Genomic DNA, 26,633 nt, shown 5'->3' with positions numbered 1-26,633 from the left:
GTATAATCGATTTATGTTGGCAATTGATGAACAATTATTTGAAATTGATGAAGCAATCGATGAGGTTGCTCAAGCTTTTTTAGAATTAGATTCAGTGAAATCTTATTTAGCAATTCAAAAAGCATTCTTAGCTGATACAGCTTTACAAGCGAGAATTTCTCATTTTCAGGCTTTAAAGCAATCTTACGAAGAAGTCAAAGATTATGCTGCTTTTCGTCCTGAGGTAAAAGACCTTCGTCGTCAGTTACTAGAGGAAAAAAGAGCGCTTGATTTGGATCAAACAGTTAGCTTATTAAGACAAAATGAAGTGGCTGTCCAAAAGATTCTAGCAGAGTTAACAAAAGAAATTTCATTAGTCATTTCACCAACGATTTTTGTAGATACTGGTTTGCCTTTGGCACCACATAAATCACACCATCAACATTGTAGTAAAGGGGGGAAGAGAGATGTTTGAAAAACAAGAACGTCAGGGAATTATTGTTTATTTATATTATAATCGTGATGCGAGAAAATTGAACAAGTATGGCGATGTTCTTTATCATTCTCGAAAAATGCATTATCAGCTGCTATACGTTAATAAGGAAGAAGCAGCAGATATTGTTGAGGAAATTTCAGCTTTAAAATTTGTGAAAGCAGTTTCTTTATCAGAACTTGATAATATTGATCAAGATTTTGTGGGCAATTTGTCACATTTTTGATATAATACACATTTGGGTACGAAAGAAGTGGGCGAAGAATAGTGTAAATTTTCAGATAATTCAGTATTCTTTGACTTAACTTTTTTATTAGAAAATTAAGGAGAGAATGTCTTATGCATAAAAAGATTGTGCTAACAGCGTTAACTTTTTTAACCTCAATCGCTCTAGGGGCTTGTAGTAAATCTCCAGATGTTACTGCAAATGCTACTGGTACAACAATCGGCGATACGATTAAAGTCGGTGTTAACCTTGAGTTGACTGGTACAGTTGCTGCTTATGGTAATGCAGAAAACAACGGGATTAAACTTGCTGTTCAAGAGATTAATAAAGCTGGCGGCGTTGATGGGAAAAAAATCGAACTTGTGACAAAAGATAACAAGTCAGAAAATGCGGAAGCTTCAACAGCTGCAACAAACTTGGCTATTCAAAGTCAAGTTAATGCCATGATTGGTCCTGCGACATCAGGTGCTGTTGCTGCAGCAAGTTTGAACGCACAAAAAACTGGTGTTCCTTTGTTGACACCAAGCGGAACTCAAGATGATTTAACACTTGATACTGTTGATGGTGTTAAAAAATATGTTTTCCGTACGACTTTCCAAGATAGCTTCCAAGGTCAGGTTTTAGCTCAATATGCTTACAGTAATTTGAATGCTAAAAAGGTCGTTCTTTATTACGACAATTCAAGTGACTATGCTAAAGGAATTGCTGAGGAGTTCAAGAAAAAATATCAAGGCGACATTGTTACAACAGCTACCTTTGCTTCAGGGGATAAGGATTTCCAATCAGCTTTGACGAAATTTAAAAACTTGGATTATGATGCTATTGTTATGCCTGGTTATTATACAGAAACTGGTATTATCACAAAACAAGCGCGTGATATGGGAATCAGTGTTCCAATTCTTGGACCTGATGGTTTCAATGATGATAGCTTTGCTGATTTGGCTGGTAAAGCTAATGCTAATAGTGTTTACTACGTATCTGGTTATTCAACAAAAACAGCCCTTTCAGGTAAAGCAAATGATTTTATTAAAGCTTATAAAGCAAAATACGGTTCAGAACCAAATATGTTTGCCGCACTTTCTTATGATTCAGTTTATATGATTGCAAAAGCAGCAGAAGGTGCGAAAACTTCAATTGATATTGCTAATAACCTTGCTGAATTAAAAGATTTTGATGGTGTGACTGGTAATATGACTATCGACAAGAAACACAATCCAATCAAAACAGCTTTGATGGTTATTATGAAAGATGGTGCTGAAGTTTCAGCAGATGCTGTTGAAATTAAGAAAAACTAAGCTCTTTTGTCGTTAGTTTTTTGATCATTTGACTAGAAAGTTTGGTAATTTTATGTTTTTAGAACAACTTCCCCAACAACTGGTTAATGGTATTATTCTAGGTAGTATTTATGCTCTACTTGCTTTAGGTTATACCATGGTTTATGGGATTATTAAATTAATTAACTTTGCGCATGGTGATATTTATATGTTAGGTGCTTTTATCGGATATTATGCTATTAGTACACTTCATATGAATTTCTGGCTTGCGCTTATCGTGACAATGGTTGTAATAGCCTTCATCGGAATGGTAATTGAATTCTTAGCTTATCGTCCGTTGCGTCACTCAACTCGTATTGCTGCCTTGATTACAGCTATCGGTGTGTCATTCTTCCTTGAATACGGTATGGTTTTCTTGGTCGGTGCCAATACACGTTCATTCCCGCAAGCAATTGATATTGTTAGCTACAAGCTTGGTCCTGTTACGGTAACAAATATTCAATTGTTGATTTTGGTTGTTTCTCTTGTCTTGATGGTTGCTTTGCAGTTAATTGTTAAAAAGACAAAAATGGGTAAAGCTATGCGTGCTGTTTCTGTTGATAGTGATGCAGCTGAATTGATGGGGATTAATGTTAATTCAACAATCAGTTTCACTTTCGCACTTGGTTCAGCGCTAGCTGGTGCCGCTGGTGTTTTGATTGGACTTTACTACAATTCAATCGAGCCACTTATGGGGATGACTCCTGGTATCAAAGCTTTCGTTGCTGCTGTTCTTGGTGGTATTGGTATTATTCCAGGTGCTGCGCTTGGTGGATTTGTTATTGGTATTTTAGAGACATTATCAATTTCAGTTAACCTCTCAAGCTACCGCGATGCTATTGTTTATGCTGTCTTAATCATTATTCTTTTGGTAAGACCAGCTGGTATTCTCGGTAAAAATGTGAAAGAGAAGGTGTAGAAAATGAAAAAGAATCTAAAACTTAACCTTTCTTGGCTTGCACTTATTGTAGTTCTTTTTGGAATTATAGAAGTATTAACAAAAACAAATATTTTAAACCTTTACTATATCCAAATTTTAATGGGGATTGGTATTAGTATTTTGATGGGACTTGGTACAAACTTGGTACTTGGTTTCTCAGGTCAGTTTACGCTAGGACAAGCTGGTTTCATGGCGATTGGTGCTTATGCGACAGCTATTATTACGCAACAAAATCCAACATATGGTGGCTTCTACTTCTCGATGCTAGTTGGTGTTGTGATTGCCGTTCTTGTAGCCCTTGTTTTTGGTGTACCGACTCTTCGTTTGAAAGGTGATTACCTTGCAATTGCAACACTTGGTATGGCTGAAATTATTCGTATCTTTATTGTCAATGGTGGTGAAGTGACAAACGGTGCCGCTGGTTTGACAGGGATTTTGCCATATACATCTTGGCCTGTTATCTTCATTTTTGTGGCTGGTATCACAGTTTTGATTTTGAACTTTTTGCGTTCATCAACTGGTCGTCAGGTAATTGCTGTGCGTGAAGATGAAATTGCTGCAGAAGCTATGGGAGTTAACGTAACGAAAATGAAAGTTATGATTTTCGTTATGGGGGCAATTATTTCTGCGATTGCTGGTTCACTTTACGTTGGTTACATTGGAACAGTTGTACCAAAAGATTTCACAATTATGAAATCAATTGATTATTTGATTATTGCTGTTCTTGGTGGCCTTGGATCAATTACAGGTACCATCCTTGCGGCTATTGTTTTGGGTATTTTGAATATGTTCTTACAAAATGTGTCAAACCTACGTATGATCATCTACTCACTTGCTTTGATTTTAGTCATGATTTTCCGTCCAGGTGGACTATTGGGGACAAAAGAATTTACCTTGTCACGATTCTTTAATAAAGGCAAAGGAGGTAATCACTAATGGCATTGCTTGATGTTAAAAATCTAACTAAAAACTTTGGTGGTTTGACAGCTGTTGGTGATGTTACCATGCATCTTGATGAAGGAGAGCTAGTTGGACTAATCGGGCCAAATGGTGCCGGTAAAACAACACTTTTCAACCTTTTAACAGGTGTTTATGAACCAAGCGAAGGTTCAGTTTCTTTAGATGGTACATTATTAAATGGTAAGAAGCCATACAAAATCGCATCACTTGGTTTATCACGTACTTTTCAAAATATTCGTCTCTTTAAGGATATGACAGTTTTGGAAAATGTACTTGTTGGTATGGCTAATCAAAATAATCCACATCTTTTGGCAAGTTTCCTTCGTTTACCGAAATTCTACAGTAGTGAAGAAAAATTGCGTCAAAAAGCAATGGATCTACTTGCAATTTTTGATCTTGATGGTGATGCGGATACTTTGGCTAAGAATCTTCCATACGGTCAACAGCGTCGTTTGGAAATTGTCCGTGCCCTTGCTACTGAACCTAAAATTCTTTTCTTAGATGAGCCAGCTGCTGGTATGAACCCACAAGAAACAGCAGAATTAACACAACTCATCCGTAAAATCAAAGAAGAATTTAATATCACTATCATGCTGATTGAACATGATATGAGTCTAGTTATGGAAGTTACTGAGCGTATTTATGTTCTTGAATATGGACGCTTAATCGCTCACGGCACTCCTGATGAAATTAAAAATAATCAACGCGTAATTGAAGCTTATCTTGGAGGTGAAGGATAATGGCAATGTTAAAAGTTGATAATTTATCAGTGCACTACGGCGTTATCCAAGCTGTAAAAGATGTTTCTTTTGAAGTTAATGAAGGTGAAGTTGTGACTCTTATTGGTGCCAATGGTGCCGGTAAAACTTCAATTCTTCGTACAATCTCAGGTTTGGTTCGACCAAGTGCTGGTAAAATTGAATTTCTTGGTCAAGAGATTCAAAAAGAACCTGCCCGTCGAATTGTTGCTAATGGTTTGTCACAAGTTCCTGAAGGACGTCACGTCTTTCCTGGCTTGACTGTCCTTGAAAACCTTGAATTGGGAGCTTTCTTGCGCAATGATCGTGAAGAAAATCAAAAGAACTTGAAGAAAGTCTTTGATCGCTTCCCACGTCTTGAAGAACGTAAAATGCAAGATGCTGCCACACTTTCAGGTGGTGAACAACAAATGCTTGCAATGGGACGTGCTTTGATGAGTCAACCTAAATTGCTCTTGCTCGATGAACCATCAATGGGTCTTGCTCCAATCTTTATCCAAGAAATTTTTGATATTATTCAAGATATTCAAAAACAAGGAACAACAGTCTTGCTAATTGAACAAAATGCTAACAAAGCGTTGGCGATTGCTGATCGTGGTTACGTTTTAGAAACAGGTAAAGTTGTTCTTTCTGGAACAGGTAAAGAATTATTAGAATCTGAAGAAGTTCGTAAAGCTTATCTTGGTGGATAAGAAAGATCTTTTATCAGTTTTTTGAGGAAGGGTAGGCAAATATGTCTACTCTTCTTTCATGACTGTTTAGTTTTTTAGGAATCGCTTGCAGTTTGTGATATAATAAATGTAAGAAAAATAAGCGGAGATTAATTATGGCAGTTAAAGATTTTATGACAAGAAAAGTTGTTTATGTATCACCCAATACAACAGTTGCTCATGCAGCTGATATGATGAGAGAACAAGGATTACGCCGCTTACCAGTTATTGAAAATGATCGATTAGTCGGCATTGTTACTGAAAGAACAATGGCAGAAGCTAGTCCATCAAAAGCGACTTCTTTGTCAATTTATGAAATGAATTATTTGTTAAATAAAACAAAAATTCGTGACATTATGATTCGTGATGTTGTCACAGTTTCACCTTATGCTAGTCTTGAGGATGCTGTCTATGCAATGATGAAAAATCATGTTGGAATTTTGCCAGTTGTTGAATCTGGACAGGTGTATGGCGTGATTACTGAAAAAGATGTTTTTAAAGCATTCTTGGAAGTATCAGGATATGGTGAAGAAGGAGTTCGTGTTATTATTACTGCTGAAGATACAGTCGGAACTTTGGCAAAAATCGTCGACACTATTTCAGCAGATAATCTTAATATCAAACGTACAGTAGTTGCAACACGTAGATCAGGTAAAGTAGTTATTGAAATTCAAATTGATGGCAAAGCAGATGTTACCGATTTGCGTGAAAAATTAATCAATCAAGGTATTCTAGTTGATGCAATTGAGTTAACCTCAGCTAAAGTCATTGATTAAAGGAATTATGGAAGCATTGCTAAGATTAGCAGTGCTTTTTTGTACGATTTTTGATAGAATAGAAGTATAAAAAATTTTAAGGAATTTTCATGAAAAACGGTATAATCATTACATTTGAAGGTCCAGATGGCGCTGGAAAAACTACAGTTTTAGAAAAAGTTCTTCCAGTTTTGCAAGAAAAGGGCTACGATATTGTGACCACACGTGAACCAGGTGGTGTTGAAATTGCAGAACGCATTCGTGATGTTATTTTGGATGTTAAGCACGTTGCGATGGACAGTAAGACAGAGTTGTTACTTTATATGGCAGCAAGACGTCAACACTATGTAGAAAAAGTGTTGCCAGCTTTAGAGGCTGGTAAGGTGGTCTTGATTGATCGTTTTATTGATAGTTCAGTAGCTTATCAAGGCGCAGGACGTGGTCTTGATAAAGAAATTATTGCTAAGTTAAATGACTTCTCAACAGATGGTAGAAAGCCTGATTTGACGCTTTATTTTGATGTTAAATCAGAAATTGGCTTAGCCCGAATTGCTAAAAATGCTGACCGAGAAGTGAATCGTCTTGATTTGGAAAAAATAGACATGCACAAGCGTGTTAGACAAGGATATTTAGACTTAGCTCAGACAGAAGAACGTATTGTGACGATTGATGCCTCACGTGAATTGGAACAAGTTGTTGCAGAAGCGACACAAGTAATTCTTGAGAAACTAAGCTAAATAAGAGTAAAGGAATTAAAATGGATTTAGAGTGCTTGCAACCCCAACTTTTTAAAGACTTTAATCAGATTTTAAAATCAGATAGGATGAACCACGCCTATCTTTTTTCAGGGGATTTTGCCAGTTTTGATTTTGCGCTCTATCTTGCTAAAAGTCGTTTTTGTGAGAACTTGCAAGAAGGAAGACCTTGTGGCAAATGTCGTGAATGTCAATTGATTGAGGATAATGATTTTTCAGATGTAAAAATCGTCAAGCCAACAGGACAAATCATCAAAACGGATACTATCCGTGAAATGATGCGTGATTTTTCACGTTCAGGATTTGAAGGAAAATCACAGGTTTTCATCATTCAAGATTGTGAAAAGATGCATGTAAATGCTGCTAACAGTTTGTTGAAATTCATCGAAGAACCACAAAGTTCTTCTTACATGATTTTGCTTACTAGTGACGAAAGTAAAGTTCTTCCAACTATCAAGAGTCGAACACAAGTCTTTCGTTTTCCTAAAAACAAGAAACTCTTAGTAGAACAAGCTGAAAAAGCTGGCATTCTAAAAACTCAGGCTGATATCTTAGCAGAATTAGCCAAAACACTAGCTCACTTAGATGAGTTGATAGCTGATAAGAAGATTTTAGAACTACTTCAGACCAGCGAGCGTTTTATCTCGATACTATTTAAAGATAAGGCGACAGCTTATTTGGAAACGGGACATTTAGTTCAGGCTGCTCTTGAGAAGTCAGAACAGGAATTGGTTTTCCAACTCTTGCCTTTGTTTTTAGCAAAGCAATTCAATCAAAAAGAAAGTTTAGATTATTTAGAGAAAAGTTATAAGGCACAGCAGATGTGGAAGAGTAATGTGAGCTTCCAAAATGTGCTAGAATATATGGTGATTTCATGACAGAAGTATTGAGTGTAAAGTACGAAGAAACAGGCAACGTTGTCTATGTTTTGCCAAATCAAAATTATCAAGTTGGTGACTATCTCGTTATCAAAAATAAAAAAGGGTGTCGATTAGCTCAGGCAGTGACAGCTAATGAAGAAATGGATGAAGTAAAATTGCCTGCTGAGATGGACAAAGTACTTCGTAAGGCTAACGAAAAAGATTTTCAAGCTTATCAAGAAAACCTAGACTTAGCCATGAATTCTTTTGATAAGGTTAATGAGTTGATTGAAGCCAATCAGCTTAAAATGAAAGTGATTGATATTGTCTTTCCTTTAGAAAGAAGTTATGTCTTAATTACATTTTGTGCAGAAGATCGTGTGGATTTTCGTCAGCTTTTACGTGATTTGGCTGCTCACTTTAAAACACGTATTGAACTTCGTCAGATTAATAGTCGTGAAGAAGCTAAGGTGTACGGCGGTGTGGGACCTTGTGGTCGTGCGCTTTGTTGTGCCAGCTTTTTGGGTGAATTTCCACCAGTATCAATCAAAATGGTCAAAAATCAAGGCATGTCACTTAGCACGGGTAAAACAGCAGGTATCTGTGGTCGTTTAATGTGCTGTTTGAGTTTTGAAGATGAGTTCTATAAAACCTCTAAGGAGAAATTCCCTGATTTGGGAGCAGAAATTGAAACGGTTGATGGATTAGGAGTAGTTGCAGGAATTGATGTCTTTTCTGATACTGTTAAGGTGAGATTACCTGAACGACATACTCTTTTAACTTATGCTTTAGAGGAGGTCAAAGTACGTGGATAAAAAAGAATTATTTGATGCCTTTGATGGTTTTTCACAAAATTTAATGATTACCTTGGCTGAAATTGAAGCCATGAAAAAACAAGTACAATCTTTGCTAGAAGAAAATACAGCTCTTCGACTTGAGAATGATAAATTACGCACACGTCTTTCTCAACTTGAACAAGAAACTCCTGTTAAATCTTCTAAACAAGGTAAAAGATATATTGAAAGTATTTATCACGATGGTTTCCACATTTGTAATGACTATTATGGGCAACGTCGTGAAAATGACGAAGAATGTATGTTCTGTATGGAAGTCTTAGATAGGGAGTAGTTGTCTGTTATGAAAGTACAAAAAAGTTTCAAGGGGCAGACTGACTATGGAACCTTGTATCTTGTGCCAACACCGATTGGTAATCTGCAAGATATGACGTTTCGTGCAGTAGAAACGTTGAAAGCAGCAGATTTTGTCTGTGCTGAAGATACTCGAAATACAGGTCTTTTATTGAAGCATTTTGATATTACTGTTAAGCAAATTAGCTTTCATGAGCATAATGCTTATGAAAAAATTCCAGAGTTGCTAGAACTTTTGAAGTCTGGAAAAAATTTGGCTCAGGTATCAGATGCTGGAATGCCATCAATTTCAGATCCAGGACATGATTTGGTAAAAGCAGCCATTGCTGAAGATATTACTGTTGTGGCTCTTCCTGGGGCTTCAGCAGGGATTACGGCATTAATTGCTAGTGGACTTGCACCACAGCCACATATCTTTTATGGGTTCTTACCACGAAAATCAGGACAACAAAAAGACTTTTTTGAGAGTAAAAAAGCCTATCCTGAAACACAAATCTTTTATGAATCACCTTATCGCGTGTCAGATACCTTAGAGAACATGTTAGCTGTCTATGGTGACAGACAAGTTGTTTTGGTTCGTGAATTGACAAAACTTTACGAAGAATATCAACGTGGTTCTATTTCAGAACTCTTGGAGTATATTGCTGAGAATCCCTTAAAAGGTGAGTGTTTGTTAATTGTTTCTGGTCAGGATCAAGCTGTTTTAACTGAAGCTGCTGCAGAAGACTTAAATCCAGCAGAGCTTGTGTCTAGCCTAGTTGAGGCTGGTGAAAAACCAAATCAAGCCATTAAGAAGGTTGCCAAAACGTATGGCTTAAATCGTCAAGAAGTTTATAATGCTTATCATGGTATTTGATATGATTCATTGAAAAAATCAGGCTTTTTGTCTGATTTTTTAGTTTGTTTACAAGTAAATGTTAGAAAATATAACATTGATGGTTATAATAAAAAATGAGCGAAAGCTAACATCGTATGTTTTCTGTAAATGTTACTAAAAGCTTTTAAAATAAGGTTTTTGCGCGATTTAGACTAGCATATTTCTCTGACATCACTTGTTATAAAATTAAAAAATTCAGAAAATTTACCCAAAAACTCTTTACTTGTCCAAAAAATAGTGTTATATTATCTAACATAAAAATCTAACGCGATGTTAGAGATTTTGAGTTTGGTTTTAAAAATTAAAACCTTAGAAAATAAAAGGAGTTTTTGATATGGATGCAGGAAGTATTGCTTTTATGATTATCTGTGCTGGCCTAGTCTTCTTAATGACACCTGGCTTAGCCTTCTTCTACGGTGGTTTAGGAAGACGTAAGAATGTCATCAACACCATGATGATGTGTGCGATTCCTATTGCGGTTGGTTCTGTGATGTGGATGATTTGTGGTTACTCCCTTTCATTTGGTGGAAGCGGAAGTCTTATTGGTAACTTCTCTCACCTATTTTTCAATGGTGTTAGTGATTCAGCTAGTACACGAGGTCTAGCAATTCCGGATGCTTTGTTTGCTGCTTTCCAAATGATGTTCCCAATCATCACAGTTGCCATTTTAACAGGGGCAGCAGCAGGACGTATGAGATTTACACCACTAGTTATTTTCGTTGTTCTATGGCTTTTGGTAGTCTACTTCCCATTTGCTCATATGGTTTGGGACGAAGGACTTTTGGCTCAATGGGGTACAATCGACTTTGCTGGTGGTGACGTTGTCCACATCACTTCAGGGGTATCTGGTTTAGTTCTAGCTATTCTTCTTGGAAAACGTCGTGATTATGATCGTTTAGAATACCGTCCTCACAATGTTCCATTTGTTTTCTTAGGTGCTGGTCTACTATGGTTCGGTTGGTTTGGATTTAACGCAGGTTCAGCTTTAGCAGCTGATGGACTTGCTGTTCATGCCTTTGTAACAACTCATATTTCAGCAGCGGCAGCAATGCTTTCTTGGTTGCTTATTGAAAAAACATTGACTGGTAAATTCTCACTTGTAGGTGCTTCAACTGGTTTGGTTGCAGGACTTGTCGCTATCACACCTGGTGCAGGTTTTGTTTCAACTTGGAGTTCACTTCTAATTGGTCTTTTTGTAAGTCCAATTTGTTATTTCGCTATTTCAGTTCTTAAAAGTAAATTTGGTTATGATGATGCTCTTGATGCCTTTGGTTGTCACGGTGTCGGTGGTATCTTTGGTGGATTGGTAACAGGACTCTTCACTACTCCAGAGCTTGCTCTTGATAAACATAACTTTGGTTTAATTTATGGAAATGGCCACCTTTTCTTAGTAACAATTGCAGCTATCATCTTCACAATTGTTTGGTCAGCAGTTGCAACCTTTGTCATTGTTAAGGTTATTTCAATCTTTACAAGTATTCGTGTTGAAGATCGTGCAGAAGCTATTGGTCTTGATGATAGTGAACATGAAGAAACAGCCTACCCAACATTCATGGGCTTGGATTCATAAGCAATAGTGTTTGGCTTGTTGAAAATAAAAAACTGAGTTAAACTAAATACAATAGAGAAGTTTAGAAAGGGTGTACATTATGAAAAAAATCGAGGCTATTATCCGTCCAGATCGTCTAGAAGATCTGAAAGACGCCTTATCAAAGGCTGGTTTTACAAAGGGAATGACCGTCAGCCAAGTTTTAGGATATGGTAATCAACGTGGCTTTGCAGAATATGTTCGTGGTCAAAAAATTGTGCCAACATTACTTGCAAAAGTTAAAGTTGAAATTGTTACTCATGATGCTGCGGTTGACGAAGTTGTGGATATTATCCGCAAAGCCGTTCACACTGGGGAAGTTGGAGATGGGAAAATCTTCATTCTTCCCATTGAAGAAGTCATCCGAATTCGTACAGGTGAACGTGGAGGAGATGCCGTTTAGGCAATAAAGATATCTTCAAAGTAAAAATAAATGTGATGGAAAATCCGAGTTCAGTAGAATTCGGATTTTTTGGCAGAAAAAAACACCTTGCTATTCAAGGTGTTGAATCACTATTAACAAATTTTAGTGCCATGTGCTGCTTGGGCACCAGTTTTTTCAATTAGTTCTTGGTAATTATCAGCCGTAACGCCGCCACCAATCATAATTTCAATACGTCCGTTGGCATAATCTACAAGTTCTTTTAAGTGGTCGATATTTTCAAAAATATCATTAGCTACTGAAGAACCATGAGTTAGGATACGTACAAAACCAAGGTCGACAAGTTGGTCAATAGCTTCTTTTTGAACAGCAAGAGGAATTTGGTCAAATGCCATATGAAAGACTAGTGGCAAGCCTTGAGTTGATGGAAGAAGTTGTTCAATCCCTTCAACATCGATGTGGTTATCTTCAGTTAAAAGCCCAAGAACTAGGTTGTCACTTTCTAATTCTGCTGCACGAAGAATATCATCTTCCATGATTCGAAGTTCGCTATCGTTATAAACAAAGTTACCACCACGTGGACGAATCATTGTAGCGAGTGAGATTTCTTTTTCGTGAAGATAGCGTGCAGCTTCTTTGATGACACCATATGAAGGAGTTGTCCCACCAACAGCTAAATTATCACAAAGTTCAACACGTTTAACTGATGAGTCGAGTTTGTTGAGCAGTGTTGTATTTTCAGCACAAAATTCTTTGATAATCATTTTTTCTCCTTAATGTTTGTTATTTACTATTATAACATGATTGTTTATAAATATTTTGGATAAAAATCCGTAAAAATCTTTACAAAATTCAGAAAATTGTGATATAATTTATACCATTATACGGAGGTATTTTTATGACAATTTACAATTTCTCTGCAGGTCCTGCAGTGTTACCAAAACCAGTGCTTGAACAAGCACAGCGTGAAATGCTTGACTACCAAGGTAGCGGCATGAGTGTTTTAGAAATGTCCCACCGTTCCAAAGAGTTTGATAATATCATTAAAGAAGCTGAAAAATTATTGCGTGAATTGATGGCAATTCCTGATAATTACAAAGTAATGTTCCTTCAAGGTGGAGCATCTACACAATTCACTATGCTTCCTTTGAACCTAGCTAAGGGACGTAAGGCATATTATCTAGTTGGTGGATCATGGGGTAAAAAAGCTTATGCTGAAGCTGTTAAATTGTCCAAATCCGTTCCTTTTGAACCCTTGCTCCTAGCCTCGTCAGAAGATACTGTATACGATCATATTCCTACGTTTGATCCAAAAGATATTGATCCAGAAGCTGCTTATGTTCATATCACAACAAACAACACTATTGAAGGAACTTCAATCTATGACCTTCCTGACACTAATGGTGTGCCAATCGTTGCTGATATGTCTTCAAATATTTTAGCTGTTCGCTATAATGTTGAAGATTTTGCTTTGATTTATGCTGGTGCTCAAAAGAATATTGGCCCTGCTGGTGTTACAGTTGTTATTGTTCGTGAAGACTTCTTGAACGACGAACCAACGCTTTCTGCTATGCTTGATTATCGTATCCAAGCTGAAGCGGGATCACTTTACAATACACCACCAGCATACAGTATTTATATTGCAAAACTCGTCTTTGAATGGGTGAAAGCATTTGGTGGCGTTGATAAGATGGAAGCTGCTAACCGTGAAAAATCAGGTCTTTTGTATGATTTCATCGATCAATCAGATTTTTATACAAATCCTGTTAAGAATCCGGCAGAACGTTCAGTGGCTAACATTCCATTTGTGACACCAAGTAAAGAACTTGATGCTAAGTTTGTTGCTGAGGCAACACCACTTGGATTCAAAAATATTAAAGGTCACCGTTCAGTTGGTGGTATGCGTGCAAGTCTTTATAACGCATTCCCACGCCAAGGTGTGCTTGATTTGATTGAATTCATGAAAAAATTTGAAGCAGAAAATAAATAAGATTTCTGTGGATTTTGTAGGTTAGGATAATAAACGTGTTTCTTTTATAGCGATATAAGCCATTAAGTCTGAGATTTTATCCCAGACTTTTGGTGTAAAGGGGTAAATATGGTATACAGTGTTAAAACATTTAATAATATTAATCAAGTCGGTCTTAAAGAATTAGGAAATCATTTTCAAGTTGATGGGGATTTAGCAGAAAATCCTGATGCTTTTATTCTTCGTAGTCAAAATCTTCATGGGATTGAATTCCCAGAAAATCTGAAAGCTATTGCGCGTGCCGGTGCTGGAACAAATAATATTCCAATTGCTGATGCAACAGCTGCAGGGATTGTGGTCTTTAACACACCAGGAGCTAATGCTAATGCGGTTAAAGAAGCAGTACTTGCTTCAATTTTGATGTCAGCACGTGATTATATTGCTGCTAATGCTTGGGTAAATACTCTTTCAGGTGATGACGTTCCAAAACAAGTCGAAGCTGGTAAAAAACAATTTGCTGGTAGCGAAATCTCAGGTAAAACACTTGGTGTTATTGGACTTGGAGCAATCGGTGGTCGTATTGCCAACTATGCACAACGCCTTGGGATGAATGTCTTGGGCTATGACCCATATGTTTCTATTGAAACAGCTTGGAACATTTCTCACCATGTTAAACGTGTAGATGATGTCAAAGAAATTTTTGCTAACTGTGACTACATTACTGTTCACGTACCATTGACAGATGAAACTCGTAATACATTTGATAGTGAAGCTTTTGGATTGATGCAAAAGGGAACTGTCGTTATTAACTTTGCGCGTGGTGAATTGGTTGACAATGCAGCATTATTTGAAGCTATTGAAGCTGGTGTGGTTAAACGCTATATCACTGACTTCGGTACTGAAGAATTGCTCAACAAAGATAAAATCACTGTTTTCCCTCACGTGGGTGGTTCTACAGCAGAAGCTGAGTTGAACTGTGCGATTATGGCTGGTAAAACCATTCGTCAATTTATGGAAACAGGTGAAATCACTAATTCAGTTAATTTCCCTAATGTCCATCAAGCTTTGACAGCACCATATCGTATTACTCTTATTAATAAAAATGTTCCAAATATCGTGGCTAAAATTTCAACAGCGGTATCTGAACTTGGCATTAACATTGATAATATCATCAACCGTTCAAAAGGTGATTATGCTTATACCCTTCTTGATCTTGATGAAACAGATAAAGCCAAAGTTGATCACTTGGTAGCTAACTTTGAAGCGAGCGACAATATCGTACGTGTTCGTTTAATTGCTAAGAAATAATTAAGATGAGCTGAGATTAAATCTCGGCTCTTTTTGTATTTATTTGATATAATGAGGAAAATGATTTAAAGGAGATTTATCATGGAGAAAAAAGAATTAAGAGACTATCAAAAGCAGTTGAAAGAACGATTTTTCAGTATTCAGTTTGATAATAAAAAACAAAATTTAACTTTGCTAGTTGACCGTGAAACTGGGGTTGAGTATCTTGAAGTTATTGGTGGACTTGGTGATCCTTCAGGGATAACACCTTTACTTAATTCTGATGGAACTCCTAAAATCAATGAGCGTTGGAAAGATAATAGCTTATAAGAGGTAGTTAAAATGTCAGGAAAAATTAAGCGAAAGTTTTTTTCGTCACCTATTGGAGATCTTTCGTTGCTAGCTGGTGATGATGGAATTTTAGGTGTTTATTTTGAGGGGCAAAAATACTTTGAGCGTGTCTATGAAACAGAACAAATAATTGAAGAAGGTAATATCTTTTTAGATGAAATAGAAATTTGGCTGGAAGATTATTTTGCAGGAAAAAATCCTGAGCTTAGCCGTTTAACTTTAGTGCCAGAAGGTACTGCTTTTCAAAAGAAAGTTTGGGCAATTTTGGCACAAATTCCCTATGGTCAAACAATGACTTACGGAGAAATTGCTAAACAAATTAACTGTAGTTCGGCGCAAGCCGTTGGCTGTGCTGTTGGTAAAAATCCATTATCTATCATTGTTCCTTGTCACCGTGTTTTAGGTAGTCAAGGGCAGTTAACTGGTTATGCTGGAGGCATCGAGCGAAAACGTTGGCTTTTAGAGCATGAAAATGCTATTTTTAGAAAAGAGGAAGAATAATGTTTACTTTTTACGAATACCCAAAATGTAGCACATGTCGTCGTGCTAAGGCAGAATTGAAAGAATTAGGGGCTGATTTTGAAGCGATTGATATCACGCTCGATACACCAAAGGCTGATCAAATTAAGTCATGGATTGAAAATTCTTCTTTTACAATCAAAAACTTTTTCAACACTAGTGGTCAAGCTTATCGTGCACTTGGCTTGAAAGACAAAGTTGATGGCTTAACGGTTGATGAAGCTGCTGATTTACTTGCTTCTGATGGTATGTTGATTAAGCGTCCTGTTTTAGTTAAAGATGGTAAAGTCTTGCAACTTGGTCACCGTAAGTCATATGCGGAATTATTGAAAAACTAAGAAAATTTTCCTGAGTTTGCTCAGGATTTTTTTAGTTTTGCATTCCTTAAAAAATCAGAATATTTAATAGTTCTATCTTATTTCATGATATTTTTTGCTATAATAGTTCCATATCACACGATTTGAGGAGTTTTATGGTAAAGGAGTTGAGAGATGTTTAGGATAAGTAAGAAAGTTTGGCTGAGAATATCCTTGCTGATATTTTTAGTGATTGGGGCGTATTATTTTGCTTTTACAAGCCATCACCATTATCTGGGAGTTGAAGCTGATTTTAAGAATGGTAATTGGCGAGTTACAGATATTCACAATGGCGGCTTAGCCAAGGAAACAGAACTTTCTGAAGGAGATTTTCTTTTAAAAATTGATCAGCAAGAGAGCAGCAAAAACGTTTTGCTGAATAAATGGTTGATTGTTGAACAGGCAAAATCAATTCTTGTTGAACATAATCAGCAAGAAAAGCGTATTTCTTTTAAGGAAAAGAAGTCTTTTGATTCTTTATTTGTCATTTTTGAGAGCATAGCTTTGGTTTTACTGGTCTGGGCAATACTACCTTTGAAAAAAGATAAGTCGAGTAAGACGAGTAGACGCTATAGTTTGTTTTTAATTGCGACAGCCTTTTTTCTGAGCTCGTTGATTCCTTCAAGTATGGGCAATACTTTGGGACGCTTCTTTGTGGTTTCCTATATTACTTTATTGCCTTTCTTCACTGATGTTTTCTGGCGAGCAAGTGTGTTAAAAGAAGAAGCAACAAAATTATCTGTGTTTTCAAGAATTGTTATTTCATATTCACTGATAACCATGCTGATTTTTGCTTTGGTTGAGCAATTTTCTCTTCCATTGATTGTTGTTAAATACTTATCTAATGGGGTGTTTTACGTTAGCTTTTCGTTTTTACTGATTTTAGCTGCTCTTTCTTTGGTAAAGGATTACTCATCTTTTCTTTTGCAGAAGGTTAATCTTATATTATTAAACATACTTAGTTTAATTCCTTTATTCATTGGCTATATTTTTCCATTACCGTATGACCTTCCTTTCTCATGTACCATTCCTTTGTTATTTCTCCCAATAACTGGGGCTGTCAATCATTTAATCGTCAATCGCTTAACGATGACGAGAACGCCTCTGCCTTTACCTGTGGTATATATTCTGGTAGCTATTGCATCAACTTTTGTCATGGTATCTTTTGCGGTTATGATGCAATTTATGCCAGTATGGTTCGTGGCCATTTATTGTTTTTTATTTCTTCTTTGTTCCCTACCTATCATCAAAGATTTTATGGATACGGCAAAACAATTGAACTATCGCTTGGATAGGCAGACGATTTTTTCTGCTGTTGAGATGGAACGTGAGGACATTGCCATCACTATTCATGACACCATTATTCAAGAAGTTATTTACCATAAGAAACAAATAGAATCTGAAGACAACATCAATAAAGGTGAAGTCTTAAATACTTTAGACGATGTGGTTTTTGAGTTGCGTGAATTGTGTTCTAACATTTATCCTCTGATGATCAAGGAATTAGGATTAAAAAATGCAATTTTAGAACTTTTGAATAAATTCCAAAAAGAAGAACCTGTTCTGATTGAACATGAACTAGCTTTTGAGCATTTGCCTTTTGAAAGTCGTGTGAGCAATTTCATTTTGCGATCGATCAAGGAATTAATTACTAATAGTATTATGCATGGTAATGCTAAGCAAATTAAATTATCTCTTTTTGAGACCGCTGAACAGGTTGTGGTTGAAGTAGTAGATGATGGAGAATTTATTGAACGATCTGATGATCATAAAAGTCATTTTGGACTTAATGTGATTGCTGAAAAACTAGTTCTTCTTGGCGGAGAGTTACAGATTGAAAAATCACCAACGAGAGTAAGGATGCTATTGCCGAAAGGAGATAAAAATGATAAGAATAGCAGTGATTGATGACCATGAGTTGGTTTTACAAGGCATTTGCACACAGTTATCTCAAGTAGAAAAGTTTGATATTGTTGGGGCATTTACAGAGGTAGAAGAGTTAAAACTTTGTTTGCTGTGTAAGAAAGTGGATGTTTTAATCATGGATTTGATGTTAAAAGACATTCACGGGTTTGACTTGATTGAACAATTAAAGCAAATGCATATTGAATTTCCAAAGATTATTCTGATTTCAGGTTTTTATGAGCCAATCTTGCATAAGCGCGCCAATGAGCTCGGAGTTAAGGCATTTTTGCCAAAAGAAACGTCATGTACAGACTTAACAAGCACCATTATCAATGTTGCTAACGGTAATTGTGTGATTCCAGATACTTTATTGGAAGGTCAGGAAAATCATTTGTTGACAGAAGTTGAGCTAAAAATTTTGAGCTTGATTGCTGAAGAATATTCTAATGCACAAATTGCTAAGGAATTATTTATTAGCCGTCGAACGGTTGATACCCATGTGACCAACATTTGTACAAAATTAAATGTTACAGGTCGAGTCGGTGCGGTTCGAGAAGCTGTTAAATTAAAATTAGTATAATATGGAACCAAAAAGGTAAACAGATATTCGTAAATTACGGATGTCTGTTTTTTGTTGCTCTTGTATGATGGATATGTAAAGGAAAAATGGAAAAAGGAGAAGATGGATGGCAAATGTTGATGCATTGTTAGGTGATCATCGCCAAAGATATTTTGGTGATGGGCACAAGAGAACTCTATATGGTGTAACTAAGATTGATGATAATCTATTTGGTTCAATTAGTCACAGTGGTACTTGGTCAAGTAAGTCACAGCAAGAAGTACAACCGCATTTGAGTACTCTGGATGGTGTTATTTTAGCTAGCTTATTGGCTGAAAAGTATTTGGAATCTACCGGAGAAGATTCAAGTAGTTATTTCTTGACTAAATTTGAAATCAAGTCTGGTATGAAGCCAATTGAGAATTTAAATGAAATTCCCCTCATTTTAAAGAGCTCAGTTACTGAAAATGATTATGCCTTATTTAATGTCTTGATTCTAGACATGAAAGTTAGTGTGACTTTTAAAAATATTGATTCTTCAGGAAAAGTAGCTGGTGCAGGAGAAGGTTTTGAAGGATTTATTAGTAATCATTTAAAAAATATTCAACATGATATTTACGATATTAGTTTCCTAGATACGCTTGATACGGCAGATAAATGTTCAATCTTTTGTAAGGCAAATAGAGCAAATAGTCAATTAGTTGATTATAAAGGAATATCGGCTAATTTTTCTCATTGCTATTCTTTATTAGAATTGTTGATTGTATTTTCACAAATGGCTGAGATGTTAGCTTATCACGCTGATAATATTGATAGAGACTGTAGTCAGACATTGTGGATGAAAAATGTGACTGCTGAGTTAGCTCATCCGATTCCTGTCGATGAGATTGAATTATTAGGAAAAATCAGAAAAAACAAGTTAATTGATATGAAAGGCCATAATTGGAAAATTTTTGAAATGTCTGGTGCTGATACAAAAAATCGCATTTGTATTTCAAGTAAAATTGCTCATCAATTACCTGATTTAGGAGAATAACAAATGTACAAAAGGGAAATTAGACTGGTTATTTCGGGAACCTATTCAACTGGGAAAACAACAACGGCAACTGCTCTATCGATTGCAACTGGGATACCGTTGATTAATGCCTTATCAGCTCGTGAAATTCTAACCGAAATTTATCCAGGTAGGAGATTTCAAGACATGAATGCAACCGAGCTGATGACTTTGGGATTAAAGAGATTTGAAGAGAGAATACGAGAAGAAGCAATTCTATACAAAGAAAATTCTAGCTTTATTTCAGATGGTTCGGTACTTAATGAGTGGATTTACGGAACGGTACGCTTAAAAATTGGATTGAATCCAGGAGCAAAATTTATTCATAGACTTTCTAAAGCGATTTTAGGAATTCCTGGGAAAAATTTCTATCGCAAATACATGGACGCCTATGGTCAAGTCGCTAAAATGCATTCGAAAATGTGGTACACAGATGTGGTTCATTTACCGGTGGAATTTGCCATGGATCCTGATGGTCATCGACCAGTTTCTGAAAAGTATCGAACACTATCTGATATTGAAATTCAAGAAGGCTTTATGGCAATTGGGAAGAAGCCTGAGCTAGTAACTGGCAGCCAAGAGGAACGCTTGGAAAAAATTATCAAACACTACGACCTGCCAATCGTAGTTCCAATTAAGGAAGCTGTTGCTAAAGCGGAGGAAATCATTGCAAGTAACAGAGAAGCGGTGTCAAAACGCATTATTGAACAATATAAGGAACCATCATTGAAAGAAAAAGTGAAGTTTTTGACAGAATTTTAGGAGAAAAAATGATTACATTTCAAAATATTAGTAAGATTTATCAGGTTGGAGATCAAGAGGTTAAGGCTCTAGATGATGTTTCTTTTTCAATTGAGAAAGGTAAGTTTACCATCATTTTGGGTCCTTCTGGATCTGGAAAAAGTACCATGTTAAATTTACTCGGTGGTATGGATCAAGCGACAAGTGGTAATTTTATGTTTGAGGATACGGATGTGACACGTCTAAATGATAAAGAGTTATCAAAATATCGTAAAGATGTTGTTGGCTTTGTCTTCCAGTTTTATAATCTTGTGCCAAGTTTAACCGCCTTAGAAAACATCAGTATTGCTGCTCAATTGACTAAAAATGCAAAGCAGTCTGAACAGTATTTGGAAAAAGTTGGACTTAGTCATCGTAAAAATAACTTTCCTAACCAGTTATCTGGTGGTGAAATGCAGCGCGTGTCGATTGCAAGAGCTTTAGCTAAGAACCCCAAACTTCTCTTGTGTGATGAGCCAACAGGTGCGCTTGATTCGAAGACAGGACAGAAAATTATTGAACTGTTAAAAGAAACATCTGCTGATAAGGACGTTGCCGTCGTTATGGTAACGCACAATGCTGAATTTGAAAAGTATGCAGATAAGGTCATTTATTTAAAAGATGGCAAGATTGATGCTATTGTCGACAAATAAAATGAATAGATTGGAAGAATGATGAAATATCTTAATTTAAAACTCAGAAGGGATATCAGACGTCATTGGCAACAATTCTTTTCAGTGTTTTTGATGTCCTTATTAAGCGTGCTAATTTTTGTGGGGCTGCAAGGAGCTTGGCATGGTTTGGAGAAAAGCTTAGATAATTTTATTTCAAAATCTCATTTGCCAACGGTATGGCTCCAAGCAGATACCATTACCAAAAATCAAATTGAAGACATTAAAGCTTTACCTTCTGTTGATAAAGTTAATGCTAAGACCACTTTATTGACTAAAGTTGATTTTGATGATGATTCGGAAAAATATCTCAATTTAAATACCTTTAATGATTCAGCAGAAAAAATTATTACTGTTGATAAAGGGGAAAAATTTGATGATAACTCAGAAGGCATTTGGTTAGATACAAATTTTGCTAACAAAAATCATTTGAAGCTTGGTGATGAGCTGACGCTTTCTTTAGCTAATCGAACGTTTAAATTTCCGATTAAAGGCTTGGTTGAATCGGCTGATAAGATTTATTTTACGGGAAGCATTGAATATTTAGCGCCAAATTCTAAAAACTATGCTTACGGTTATGTGTCAGAAAAAGCTTTGGCAAAAGTCACTAGCAATCAAAAAGGCTATAATGCTCTTGAGATTTATGCTAAAGAAGATGATATCAGAGATAATCTTGAGGAGATTTTAGGAGAGCATCTGTTATCTTATTATAATCAGGAAACATTAACAGAGGTGTCTGAGGCGACAGGACGTGTCGGACAAATTCGAAATCTATCGTATCTGTTTTCGTTCATTTTTATTCTTCTTGCCGTTCTTGCTATGTTTACTACTATCCGACGTCTTATTGAGAGTCAAACCAAAGAAATTGCAGTCATTAAGGCTTTGGGCTACTCCAATGGACAAATCACTTGGCATTATATTTCATTTGGATTATTAGTGGGAAGTTTCGGTGCTCTAGTCGGTGCAGCAGTATCTCCTTTAATGTCGCTTTTTGTTCTTGAAACACAAAAGACTATGTTTACTTTGCCACATTGGCAAATTGCCTATTCTTGGTCTGCTTTAGCTGTTATTGTCCTTGTTATTTTTATTTGTACGTTGTCAGCTTATTTAGCTTCGCGTCAAGTCATTAAGGGATTACCAGCTATTTTCTTACGTGGAAAGACTAAGAAAGTTCATCATGTTTTTCTTGAAAAAATGCCTGCATTATGGCGTCGAATTTCTGATGAGACTAAGTGGGCAATACGTGACGCCTTCATTAACAGGGTTCGTGTTCTCATGGGGATTGTCGGAGTGGCTGGAAGTATGATGCTGCTTATTGCTGGTGTTGGTATGCCAATTTCAATGAATCATTTGGTGGATAAAGCTTATAACAATGACTTTTCATACGCTAAGCGTCTAACCGTAGCTAATTATAATCTGGCTGAAAAAACATATAAAGGTCAAGGGGTTCAAATTAGTCAAGCGCATTTCTCAAAAGATGATGGTTATAATCGTCTCTTGATTATTGTCAGCGATGGTGATTATGTCAATGCGAAAACAGCAGATGATAAATCGATTGGAAAAGGTGGCATTTATGTGACAAATCGTTTTGCTGAACTAGCAGGCGTTAAAAAAGGAGATACCTTAGAAGTAAAACCATATCAAGATGGTAAATCTTATTCATTTAAAGTGAAGGGAATTGTGACTAGTGAGACAAACCAAGGTGCTTATATCAGATCAGAAAGCTTTGAAGAAGCTGGTGGAAGATTTGCTCCACAGACAATGCTAGTTGGCCAAGAAGTCTCAAAAGCAGGTATCAAAAATGATGCTAATATTCTATCGGTCATTAATAAATCAGATCAAGAAAAGAATGCTTATGATTTTGTAAATAGTTTGATGAGTGTCTTTTTGATGATTATTGGTTTTGCTTTGTTGCTTGTCATTGTTGTCCTTTACAACTTAGGTTCTTTAAATTTTGTTGAACGTATGCGCGATTATGCTACCTTGCAAGTACTTGGTTTTTCTAAGAAAAATTTGCAATTGATTACCATGATTGAAAACTTGATGACGACTTCGATTGGTTGGTTATTGGGAATTCCAATGGGAATCTGGTTCTTAAGGAGGTATGTAGCGACATTTTCAACTATTCGTATTGAATACACAGCTTATGTGACTTGGCAAGTGCTGCTAATCGCAAGTGTCTTGGTATGGTTGACATCAGCTGTTACAACACTTATTATCAGTCATAAAATTAAAACTATTAACATGGTTGAAGCTCTAAAGGGAGTTGAATAATAAAAAAGTCATCTAAGCTTAATTGAAACTTAGATGACTTTTTTCTATAAATCAATTTCTAAAAGAATTGGTGTGTGGTCTTGGCGTGTACCGGAATCAATCATTTCAGATTTTGTAACTTTATCAGCAATGCGATTTGAAGTTAGCCAGTAGTCAATGCGCCAGCCAGTATTATTGATTTTACTTGTCTTGCTACGTTGTGCCCACCAGCTATAGACATTTGGAATGTCACCATGAATAAAGCGAAAGGTATCTGTGAAACCTTTGGCTAATAAGTTGGTGAAACCAGCGCGCTCTTCATCGGTAAATCCAGCAGAGCGGCGGTTTGAATTTGGATTAGCAAGGTCAATTTCATTGTGGGCAACATTATAATCACCGGTTGCTAAAACTGGTTTCTTTTGGTCGAGTTCTGCTAAGTAGTCAGCATATTTTTCATCCCAAAGTTGACGTTCGGCTAATCGTTTAAGACCATCGCCAGCATTTGGAGTATAGACTTGCGTGACATAGAAATTGTCAAATTCAAGGGTAATAATACGCCCTTCACAATCCATGGTATCCGGAGCACCGATTTCAGGAAATGAAATGCTTGGTGTTAGGGTATTTTTGTAGAGAAACATTGTGCCAGCATAGCCTTTTCTGGCTGGTTCAACAGATGAACGCCAAGAGACTTCGTAATCTGGGAAATACTCTTGAAGGATTTGTAAATGTTTTTTCGTAGGTCCTTTAGCTGATAATTTTGTTTCTTGGATAGCGATGATATCGGCATTTTCAGCTACCAATGTATCGATGACGTCACGTGAGAGAATGGCGCGTGCAGAATCACTAGTGAGTGCAGCGTTAAGAGAATCAATATTCCATGAAATAAGTTTCATATTCTTATCCCAAAGCCTTGGGTGAACAAAGCTTTTTTTCTTCTTTCTAAAGTTTAATCGTTAGTTTCTATTTTAGCAAAAAATGTGTCTACCTGCGATTTTTATGTTTTAAAGTGGCTTTTATTAGGGGATTTTCCAAAAAAGTGTTACAATCTATTTAGAAAAACATCTAAATACTATAATGAAGCTTGAAAGGAGTAGATATGGGATTTGCGGAAACCTTCAAAGCTTTATCTCATCCAATTCGACGAGAGATTTTGGAGTTATTAAAATCGGAACCTTTGTCAGCAGGAGATATTGCCAGTCATTTTGATCTTACAGGGGCGACGATTTCGCATCACCTTAACGTTCTAAAAAAGGCTGGATTGGTTATTGAAAGGCGTGAAAAGAATTTTATTTACTATGAGCTGTATACTTCTGTTTTAGAAGATATTATGACTTGGTTTGCGGATTTAAAGGAGAGATCAGGAGATGAAAATGAATAAAAAACAACTTATATTAACAAGTTTTGTGATTGTTTTGCCAGCTTTGATTGGGGCATTTTTCTGGAAAGCTTTGCCAGAGCAAATACCAACTCATTTTGGAATTGATGGGCAAGCTGATGGCTATAGTAGCAAGCTTTTTACCCTTGTTGCTTTCCCAATTTTATTTGTGCTTTTTCAAATCATCGCTTTAGCCTCACTTGAAAGGGTGTCTGTGAAAGTAACGGTTTCAGCTAAAATGAGAAAGCTCTATGCTTGGATTGTTCCAACTTTAAGTTTCATTGTTCAAGGGTCAATTTATGCGAATGCTCTTGGTATTGTGAAAAATTCACCAACTTTAGTAACTGCATTTTTAGGGATGCTCTTTATTGTGATTGGTAATTATCTTCCTAAAACAAAACGCAATTATACCATTGGTATTCGTCTTCCATGGACGCTTTCTGATGACCGTAATTGGTTTAAAACACATCGTTTGGCTGGAAAAATTTGGGTTTTAGGTGGTGTTATTGTCTTTCTGGATAGTTTTGTTAAATTTGCTCTACCTTATGTTTTGGGAATTTCTTTGGTGGTTATGATTGTATTACCGATTTTGTATTCATTTTCTCTCAGCCGAAAATTAAAATAATGATTAAGGCACTCAGTATGGGTGCTTTTGATGTATTAATGTCTTGAGCAAACTGTGTTATAATGATAATACAAAAAATAAAGGAGATATGATAATGAAAAAGACGGTATCATCTTTGCTAATGGCACTATGGTTTATCGTTATGTTGATTGGCTATTGGATTTTTTTACCACCATTAAATCTATTTAGTAGTGCTTTTTGGTTCTTTGTTTTGGGAGGTTTATTGTTGGCTTTTGGAGAAATTTTAATTCTTTCATTAGCTGGAAATGTTCAACATATAACTTTTAAAATTCCAGGTAGTCGTGTGCGCAAAGTCGTCTCTACCCCAACACCAAAATACGGTAAAACCTTGTCACTTATCGGTGCTGTCATTGTGGGGATTGTTCTATTATTAAGCGTTTCGTCTTTCTTTAACTCACGTTTGTTTAGAGCTAAAAGTTATGACAATGTGATTAAAGTAAAAGAAACTGATTTTACGTCTGATTTCCCTGAAACTAATATTTCTCATTTGGCTTTATTGGACCGTTCATCAGCTAAGAAAATTGGTGATACTTATCTTGGAACCATTGATAAAGTCTCACAATTTGGTATTTCAGATGATTATCGTCAGGTGACAATTGGTGAGCAACCTTACCGCGTCTCACCTCTAGAATACAAATCATTCTGGAAATGGTTTACCAACCATAAAGAAGGAATCGGCTATTACGTCAAGGTTAATCAGACAACAGGAAAAGCAGAATTAGTCAAGCTTGATAAAGGCATGAAATATTCTGATTCTGAATATTTCTTTAGCGATACCCTTCGCTATTTGCGTTTGAAATACCCAACGGTGATTTTTGGAGATCCATCTTTTGAAGTAGATGATAAAGGGAATCCTTACTACGTCGCAACGACTTACAAACCTAAGTTTGTGTTGAGTTCAAACGACCCAACAGGTGCTATTTTACTTAATGCAGTGACTGGTGAAACCAAACGTTATGACCTCAAAGATATCCCTGATTGGGTTGATCGTGTCTTCTCTGCTGATAATGTGATTAGTCGTGTTGATGACTATTACACTTATCAAAAAGGTTTTTGGAATACAGTCTTTAGCCAAACAGGCGTGAAAAAGACAACGGATATTTATAACTATATTTCTATTGGTTCTGACATCTATCTTTATACAGGTATTACGTCAGCGACTGC

At 36.3% G+C, this 26,633-nt stretch carries 31 protein-coding genes; 29 read left to right on the top strand and 2 right to left on the bottom strand.

Features of this window, described 5'->3' with window-relative positions:
* The first annotated feature begins 13 nt into the window (after positions 1 to 13).
* The 15 genes from B4D49_RS05125 to B4D49_RS05055 all read left to right on the top strand — a co-directional run bounded on the left by B4D49_RS05125 (position 14) and on the right by B4D49_RS05055 (position 11,765).
* Positions 14 to 454, top strand: a complete 441-nt coding sequence (locus B4D49_RS05125) for a YlbF family regulator (RefSeq protein ID WP_199542923.1) — start codon at positions 14 to 16, stop codon at positions 452 to 454.
* Positions 447 to 698, top strand: a complete 252-nt coding sequence (locus B4D49_RS05120) for a YlbG family protein (RefSeq protein ID WP_286783444.1) — start codon at positions 447 to 449, stop codon at positions 696 to 698. The genes B4D49_RS05125 and B4D49_RS05120 overlap by 8 nt, the downstream gene beginning before the upstream one ends.
* A gap of 113 nt (positions 699 to 811) precedes the next feature.
* Complete coding sequence (locus tag B4D49_RS05115; RefSeq protein ID WP_286783443.1) at positions 812 to 1,993, top strand: ABC transporter substrate-binding protein; 1,182 nt, start codon at positions 812 to 814, stop codon at positions 1,991 to 1,993.
* 52 nt (positions 1,994 to 2,045) lie between these two features.
* Positions 2,046 to 2,930, top strand: coding sequence for a branched-chain amino acid ABC transporter permease (locus B4D49_RS05110; RefSeq protein WP_286783442.1), 885 nt, complete (start codon positions 2,046 to 2,048; stop codon positions 2,928 to 2,930).
* A 3-nt stretch (positions 2,931 to 2,933) separates the two neighbouring features.
* Complete coding sequence (locus B4D49_RS05105; protein ID WP_074481346.1) at positions 2,934 to 3,887, top strand: branched-chain amino acid ABC transporter permease; 954 nt, start codon at positions 2,934 to 2,936, stop codon at positions 3,885 to 3,887.
* Positions 3,887 to 4,651, top strand: a complete 765-nt coding sequence (locus tag B4D49_RS05100; RefSeq protein WP_286783441.1) for an ABC transporter ATP-binding protein — start codon at positions 3,887 to 3,889, stop codon at positions 4,649 to 4,651. The genes B4D49_RS05105 and B4D49_RS05100 overlap by 1 nt, the downstream gene beginning before the upstream one ends.
* The gene (locus tag B4D49_RS05095; RefSeq protein ID WP_074560767.1) at positions 4,651 to 5,361 is read left to right on the top strand and encodes an ABC transporter ATP-binding protein; all 711 of its coding nucleotides are present in this window, start codon (positions 4,651 to 4,653) and stop codon (positions 5,359 to 5,361) included. The genes B4D49_RS05100 and B4D49_RS05095 overlap by 1 nt, the downstream gene beginning before the upstream one ends.
* Before the next feature lie 134 nt (positions 5,362 to 5,495).
* A complete protein-coding gene (locus B4D49_RS05090) occupies positions 5,496 to 6,155 on the top strand; it encodes a CBS domain-containing protein (protein ID WP_132868757.1) in 660 nt (219 codons plus the stop codon).
* 89 nt (positions 6,156 to 6,244) lie between these two features.
* Complete coding sequence (gene tmk / locus B4D49_RS05085) at positions 6,245 to 6,871, top strand: dTMP kinase (protein ID WP_132868758.1); 627 nt, start codon at positions 6,245 to 6,247, stop codon at positions 6,869 to 6,871.
* A 20-nt stretch (positions 6,872 to 6,891) separates the two neighbouring features.
* On the top strand, positions 6,892 to 7,767 hold the full coding sequence (locus B4D49_RS05080; RefSeq protein ID WP_286783440.1) for a DNA polymerase III subunit delta': 876 nt from the start codon (positions 6,892 to 6,894) through the stop codon (positions 7,765 to 7,767).
* Positions 7,764 to 8,564 carry a PSP1 domain-containing protein gene (locus tag B4D49_RS05075; protein WP_132868760.1) on the top strand — a complete coding sequence of 267 codons (801 nt, stop codon included), beginning with the start codon at positions 7,764 to 7,766 and terminating at the stop codon, positions 8,562 to 8,564. Before B4D49_RS05080 ends, B4D49_RS05075 begins: the two co-directional genes overlap by 4 nt.
* Positions 8,557 to 8,877 carry a DNA replication initiation control protein YabA gene (gene yabA, locus B4D49_RS05070; protein WP_286783439.1) on the top strand — a complete coding sequence of 107 codons (321 nt, stop codon included), beginning with the start codon at positions 8,557 to 8,559 and terminating at the stop codon, positions 8,875 to 8,877. Before B4D49_RS05075 ends, yabA begins: the two co-directional genes overlap by 8 nt.
* 9 nt (positions 8,878 to 8,886) lie before the next feature.
* Entirely contained in the window at positions 8,887 to 9,753 is an 867-nt protein-coding gene (gene rsmI / locus B4D49_RS05065) for a 16S rRNA (cytidine(1402)-2'-O)-methyltransferase (protein WP_286783438.1), read from the top strand.
* 355 nt (positions 9,754 to 10,108) lie between these two features.
* Positions 10,109 to 11,344, top strand: coding sequence for an ammonium transporter (locus B4D49_RS05060; RefSeq protein WP_286783437.1), 1,236 nt, complete (start codon positions 10,109 to 10,111; stop codon positions 11,342 to 11,344).
* 79 nt (positions 11,345 to 11,423) lie between these two features.
* Positions 11,424 to 11,765: a P-II family nitrogen regulator gene (locus tag B4D49_RS05055; RefSeq protein WP_286783436.1), complete on the top strand. Its 342-nt coding sequence runs from the start codon at positions 11,424 to 11,426 to the stop codon at positions 11,763 to 11,765.
* A gap of 113 nt (positions 11,766 to 11,878) precedes the next feature.
* On the opposite strand, the gene B4D49_RS05050 is transcribed toward B4D49_RS05055, so the two are convergent.
* A complete protein-coding gene (locus tag B4D49_RS05050; RefSeq protein ID WP_286783435.1) occupies positions 11,879 to 12,508 on the bottom strand; it encodes a copper homeostasis protein CutC in 630 nt (209 codons plus the stop codon).
* 134 nt (positions 12,509 to 12,642) lie between these two features.
* Between B4D49_RS05050 and serC the strand changes: the two genes are divergently transcribed.
* The 11 genes from serC to B4D49_RS04995 all read left to right on the top strand — a co-directional run bounded on the left by serC (position 12,643) and on the right by B4D49_RS04995 (position 23,469).
* The gene (serC, locus tag B4D49_RS05045; RefSeq protein ID WP_039696452.1) at positions 12,643 to 13,734 is read left to right on the top strand and encodes a 3-phosphoserine/phosphohydroxythreonine transaminase; all 1,092 of its coding nucleotides are present in this window, start codon (positions 12,643 to 12,645) and stop codon (positions 13,732 to 13,734) included.
* Positions 13,735 to 13,842: 108 nt separating this feature from the next.
* Positions 13,843 to 15,021: a 3-phosphoglycerate dehydrogenase family protein gene (locus B4D49_RS05040; protein WP_132869390.1), complete on the top strand. Its 1,179-nt coding sequence runs from the start codon at positions 13,843 to 13,845 to the stop codon at positions 15,019 to 15,021.
* Between the two features lie 81 nt (positions 15,022 to 15,102).
* Positions 15,103 to 15,330, top strand: coding sequence for a DUF6440 family protein (locus tag B4D49_RS05035; RefSeq protein ID WP_074564231.1), 228 nt, complete (start codon positions 15,103 to 15,105; stop codon positions 15,328 to 15,330).
* A gap of 12 nt (positions 15,331 to 15,342) precedes the next feature.
* Positions 15,343 to 15,852: a methylated-DNA--[protein]-cysteine S-methyltransferase gene (locus B4D49_RS05030; RefSeq protein ID WP_132869392.1), complete on the top strand. Its 510-nt coding sequence runs from the start codon at positions 15,343 to 15,345 to the stop codon at positions 15,850 to 15,852.
* The gene (locus B4D49_RS05025) at positions 15,852 to 16,208 is read left to right on the top strand and encodes an arsenate reductase family protein (protein WP_132869393.1); all 357 of its coding nucleotides are present in this window, start codon (positions 15,852 to 15,854) and stop codon (positions 16,206 to 16,208) included. The genes B4D49_RS05030 and B4D49_RS05025 overlap by 1 nt, the downstream gene beginning before the upstream one ends.
* A 153-nt stretch (positions 16,209 to 16,361) precedes the next feature.
* Positions 16,362 to 18,134 carry a sensor histidine kinase gene (locus tag B4D49_RS05020; protein WP_286783434.1) on the top strand — a complete coding sequence of 591 codons (1,773 nt, stop codon included), beginning with the start codon at positions 16,362 to 16,364 and terminating at the stop codon, positions 18,132 to 18,134.
* Complete coding sequence (locus tag B4D49_RS05015) at positions 18,112 to 18,711, top strand: LuxR C-terminal-related transcriptional regulator (RefSeq protein ID WP_074481360.1); 600 nt, start codon at positions 18,112 to 18,114, stop codon at positions 18,709 to 18,711. Before B4D49_RS05020 ends, B4D49_RS05015 begins: the two co-directional genes overlap by 23 nt.
* A gap of 106 nt (positions 18,712 to 18,817) precedes the next feature.
* Positions 18,818 to 19,726, top strand: a complete 909-nt coding sequence (locus B4D49_RS05010; protein WP_286783433.1) for an AvrD family protein — start codon at positions 18,818 to 18,820, stop codon at positions 19,724 to 19,726.
* A gap of 3 nt (positions 19,727 to 19,729) precedes the next feature.
* A complete protein-coding gene (locus B4D49_RS05005; RefSeq protein WP_199542886.1) occupies positions 19,730 to 20,506 on the top strand; it encodes an AAA family ATPase in 777 nt (258 codons plus the stop codon).
* 8 nt (positions 20,507 to 20,514) lie between these two features.
* Entirely contained in the window at positions 20,515 to 21,177 is a 663-nt protein-coding gene (locus B4D49_RS05000; protein WP_286783432.1) for an ABC transporter ATP-binding protein, read from the top strand.
* Between the two features lie 21 nt (positions 21,178 to 21,198).
* Positions 21,199 to 23,469, top strand: coding sequence for an ABC transporter permease (locus B4D49_RS04995; RefSeq protein ID WP_286783431.1), 2,271 nt, complete (start codon positions 21,199 to 21,201; stop codon positions 23,467 to 23,469).
* A 44-nt stretch (positions 23,470 to 23,513) separates the two neighbouring features.
* Here B4D49_RS04995 and B4D49_RS04990 read toward each other — a convergent pair whose 3' ends face one another.
* The gene (locus tag B4D49_RS04990) at positions 23,514 to 24,341 is read right to left on the bottom strand and encodes an exodeoxyribonuclease III (protein WP_286783430.1); all 828 of its coding nucleotides are present in this window, start codon (positions 24,339 to 24,341) and stop codon (positions 23,514 to 23,516) included.
* 203 nt (positions 24,342 to 24,544) lie between these two features.
* On the opposite strand from B4D49_RS04990, the gene B4D49_RS04985 reads away from it, so the two are divergent.
* The 3 genes from B4D49_RS04985 to B4D49_RS04975 form a co-directional block, all read left to right on the top strand.
* A complete protein-coding gene (locus tag B4D49_RS04985; RefSeq protein ID WP_286783429.1) occupies positions 24,545 to 24,826 on the top strand; it encodes an autorepressor SdpR family transcription factor in 282 nt (93 codons plus the stop codon).
* Positions 24,813 to 25,448, top strand: coding sequence for an SdpI family protein (locus tag B4D49_RS04980; RefSeq protein ID WP_286783428.1), 636 nt, complete (start codon positions 24,813 to 24,815; stop codon positions 25,446 to 25,448). The genes B4D49_RS04985 and B4D49_RS04980 overlap by 14 nt, the downstream gene beginning before the upstream one ends.
* A gap of 94 nt (positions 25,449 to 25,542) precedes the next feature.
* A partial coding sequence (locus B4D49_RS04975) for a hypothetical protein (RefSeq protein WP_286783427.1) occupies positions 25,543 to 26,633 on the top strand: 1,091 nt, incomplete at its 3' end.

Origin of the sequence: Streptococcus sp. UBA4344 (genome assembly GCF_002393675.1) — a bacterium.
Lineage (GTDB): Bacteria > Bacillota > Bacilli > Lactobacillales > Streptococcaceae > Streptococcus > Streptococcus vicugnae.
This window is presented reverse-complemented; position numbering and strand designations above follow the sequence as displayed.

What these genes read in the sequence shown, in the direction of transcription:
- B4D49_RS05000 (WP_286783432.1), top strand. Translation starts at nt 20,515, where the DNA reads ATGATTACATTTCAAAATATTAGTAAGATTTATCAGGTTGGAGATCAA.
- B4D49_RS05010 (WP_286783433.1), top strand. Translation starts at nt 18,818, where the DNA reads ATGGCAAATGTTGATGCATTGTTAGGTGATCATCGCCAAAGATATTTT.
- B4D49_RS05040 (WP_132869390.1), top strand. Translation starts at nt 13,843, where the DNA reads ATGGTATACAGTGTTAAAACATTTAATAATATTAATCAAGTCGGTCTT.
- B4D49_RS05125 (WP_199542923.1), top strand. Translation starts at nt 14, where the DNA reads ATGTTGGCAATTGATGAACAATTATTTGAAATTGATGAAGCAATCGAT.
- B4D49_RS05035 (WP_074564231.1), top strand. Translation starts at nt 15,103, where the DNA reads ATGGAGAAAAAAGAATTAAGAGACTATCAAAAGCAGTTGAAAGAACGA.
- B4D49_RS05080 (WP_286783440.1), top strand. Translation starts at nt 6,892, where the DNA reads ATGGATTTAGAGTGCTTGCAACCCCAACTTTTTAAAGACTTTAATCAG.
- B4D49_RS05105 (WP_074481346.1), top strand. Translation starts at nt 2,934, where the DNA reads ATGAAAAAGAATCTAAAACTTAACCTTTCTTGGCTTGCACTTATTGTA.
- B4D49_RS04980 (WP_286783428.1), top strand. Translation starts at nt 24,813, where the DNA reads ATGAAAATGAATAAAAAACAACTTATATTAACAAGTTTTGTGATTGTT.
- B4D49_RS05120 (WP_286783444.1), top strand. Translation starts at nt 447, where the DNA reads ATGTTTGAAAAACAAGAACGTCAGGGAATTATTGTTTATTTATATTAT.
- rsmI (WP_286783438.1), top strand. Translation starts at nt 8,887, where the DNA reads ATGAAAGTACAAAAAAGTTTCAAGGGGCAGACTGACTATGGAACCTTG.
- B4D49_RS05020 (WP_286783434.1), top strand. Translation starts at nt 16,362, where the DNA reads ATGTTTAGGATAAGTAAGAAAGTTTGGCTGAGAATATCCTTGCTGATA.
- B4D49_RS05095 (WP_074560767.1), top strand. Translation starts at nt 4,651, where the DNA reads ATGGCAATGTTAAAAGTTGATAATTTATCAGTGCACTACGGCGTTATC.
- B4D49_RS05050 (WP_286783435.1), bottom strand. Translation starts at nt 12,508, where the DNA reads ATGATTATCAAAGAATTTTGTGCTGAAAATACAACACTGCTCAACAAA.
- B4D49_RS05005 (WP_199542886.1), top strand. Translation starts at nt 19,730, where the DNA reads ATGTACAAAAGGGAAATTAGACTGGTTATTTCGGGAACCTATTCAACT.
- B4D49_RS05060 (WP_286783437.1), top strand. Translation starts at nt 10,109, where the DNA reads ATGGATGCAGGAAGTATTGCTTTTATGATTATCTGTGCTGGCCTAGTC.
- B4D49_RS04985 (WP_286783429.1), top strand. Translation starts at nt 24,545, where the DNA reads ATGGGATTTGCGGAAACCTTCAAAGCTTTATCTCATCCAATTCGACGA.
- B4D49_RS04995 (WP_286783431.1), top strand. Translation starts at nt 21,199, where the DNA reads ATGAAATATCTTAATTTAAAACTCAGAAGGGATATCAGACGTCATTGG.
- tmk (WP_132868758.1), top strand. Translation starts at nt 6,245, where the DNA reads ATGAAAAACGGTATAATCATTACATTTGAAGGTCCAGATGGCGCTGGA.
- B4D49_RS05055 (WP_286783436.1), top strand. Translation starts at nt 11,424, where the DNA reads ATGAAAAAAATCGAGGCTATTATCCGTCCAGATCGTCTAGAAGATCTG.
- B4D49_RS05090 (WP_132868757.1), top strand. Translation starts at nt 5,496, where the DNA reads ATGGCAGTTAAAGATTTTATGACAAGAAAAGTTGTTTATGTATCACCC.
- B4D49_RS05015 (WP_074481360.1), top strand. Translation starts at nt 18,112, where the DNA reads ATGATAAGAATAGCAGTGATTGATGACCATGAGTTGGTTTTACAAGGC.
- serC (WP_039696452.1), top strand. Translation starts at nt 12,643, where the DNA reads ATGACAATTTACAATTTCTCTGCAGGTCCTGCAGTGTTACCAAAACCA.
- B4D49_RS05075 (WP_132868760.1), top strand. Translation starts at nt 7,764, where the DNA reads ATGACAGAAGTATTGAGTGTAAAGTACGAAGAAACAGGCAACGTTGTC.
- B4D49_RS05100 (WP_286783441.1), top strand. Translation starts at nt 3,887, where the DNA reads ATGGCATTGCTTGATGTTAAAAATCTAACTAAAAACTTTGGTGGTTTG.
- B4D49_RS05115 (WP_286783443.1), top strand. Translation starts at nt 812, where the DNA reads ATGCATAAAAAGATTGTGCTAACAGCGTTAACTTTTTTAACCTCAATC.
- B4D49_RS05030 (WP_132869392.1), top strand. Translation starts at nt 15,343, where the DNA reads ATGTCAGGAAAAATTAAGCGAAAGTTTTTTTCGTCACCTATTGGAGAT.
- B4D49_RS05110 (WP_286783442.1), top strand. Translation starts at nt 2,046, where the DNA reads ATGTTTTTAGAACAACTTCCCCAACAACTGGTTAATGGTATTATTCTA.
- B4D49_RS04990 (WP_286783430.1), bottom strand. Translation starts at nt 24,341, where the DNA reads ATGAAACTTATTTCATGGAATATTGATTCTCTTAACGCTGCACTCACT.
- B4D49_RS05025 (WP_132869393.1), top strand. Translation starts at nt 15,852, where the DNA reads ATGTTTACTTTTTACGAATACCCAAAATGTAGCACATGTCGTCGTGCT.